The sequence below is a fragment of the Micromonospora sp. LOL_015 genome, from assembly GCF_048060275.1.
Lineage (GTDB): Bacteria > Actinomycetota > Actinomycetes > Mycobacteriales > Micromonosporaceae > Micromonospora_E.
The window spans coordinates 1-920 of record NZ_JBHMIO010000152.1 but is presented as its reverse complement, the minus strand read 5'-3'; the positions used below and the strand labels follow the sequence as shown (position 1 = coordinate 920).

Below are 920 nucleotides of genomic sequence, written 5' to 3'. Positions count from 1 at the left end.
CCCGCACCCAGCCCAAAACCAGCAGTATTGCCAACAAAACGACCAAAGTTTAGGTCAGTGCACCCGGCCACGAGGTCTACGTGCCGATGGCTGGTTTAATCGATTGAACACCACCGAGGACCTTGCTGTTTACCGGAGACCGACACGTCCAAATCCGGTTACCCACCTACGGCCGAATTCGATACTCGCCCAGATTCCCGCAGCATAACCCCCACTCCGACTCGCCACCGTATCAGAAGGAACCATTTCTAGCAGCCTCGGCGAGCGGGGGGATCGAGCGAACACCTCGACTGATAGCCGCAATTCCAGCAGCGGTAACCAGCAGGGCAGCAAATCCCCACAGAACTACGTGACCGCTTACCTGCTCCACCAATATACCCCCAAGGACAGGCGCGAACGGAACCAGGCTGGTGGCTAGCAGCATGATCACACTTTCCACTCTTCCTTGCATTTCGTCACGCGTTATTGCTATCTGATAGGCACCTAGTGTCGCATTTGCTGCTGGACCGAAAAGCATCATTAGACACAGCGGCAAGGCAACGATACGCGTGGTCGAAAGCAGTGCCACGGCGCAGGCCGAAATCGCCGCAGCAGAGAACGCAGATATTATAAGGAGATATGCGCTAACGTGACGCTGGAGCCACGGAGTGACCAGAGCACCCAGAAGTCCACCAACCCCGGCTGCAGACAAGATCACGCCAGTCGCAGCCGGTGAAACCCCTTGCTCATTCAACACAATGATCAGAACGAAAATGATCCCCGTATACCCGGCGTTGACGAGCGGTGAGATCGTAGCGAGAGCCCGAAGGAAGGGCTCGCGGATTACGAACTGCCAGCCTTCCCTGATGGCTCGAGGCAATGAGCCTTTCCGGGTAAGGCTCTGATCACCGGGCGTGGTGTCCGGAACGGTCAAGATGTGT

Annotated in this window: 1 protein-coding gene; it reads right to left on the bottom strand. The window is 56.7% G+C overall.

All coding sequences use genetic code 11. From position 1 onward, the window contains the following. Positions 1–232 precede the first annotated feature (232 nt). The coding region (locus tag ACFHWU_RS29230) for an MFS transporter (protein ID WP_416592316.1) at positions 233–920 on the bottom strand (688 nt) is incomplete at its 5' end.